Below are 401 nucleotides of genomic sequence, written 5' to 3' on the forward strand. Positions count from 1 at the left end.
CTGTTTGTTGAATGTTGTTTGTTACAACAATTGTTGCTATAGGGAAGCTAGGTCCAGTAGGCCCAGTAGGTCCTGTAACTCCTATACCAGTAGCGCCCGTTGGCCCTTGAACACCTTGAGGTCCAGTAGCCCCAGTAGCACCCGCCGGTCCTTGAGCACCTTGAGGTCCAGTGGCCCCAGTAGCACCTGCCGGCCCTTGAATACCTTGAGGTCCAGTAGCACCTGTATTACCTTGAGGTCCCTGAGGTCCAGTAGGTCCAGGAGGCCCACCAGAAGGTCCAGTAGGTCCGGTAACTCCTATACCAGTAGCGCCCGTTGGCCCTTGAATACCTTGAGGTCCAGTGGCACCAGTAGCGCCGGTAGCGCCCGTGTTCCCTTGAGGTCCAGTGGCCCCAGTAGCG

1 pseudogene is annotated in these 401 nt (G+C 57.1%); it reads right to left on the reverse strand.

The window, feature by feature from the left end:
• Positions 1–401: pseudogene (locus MR083_RS26980) on the reverse strand (collagen-like protein); the annotation flags it as partial.

This window comes from Bacillus cereus group sp. BfR-BA-01408 (assembly GCF_022663305.1).
GTDB lineage: Bacteria > Bacillota > Bacilli > Bacillales > Bacillaceae_G > Bacillus_A > Bacillus_A pacificus.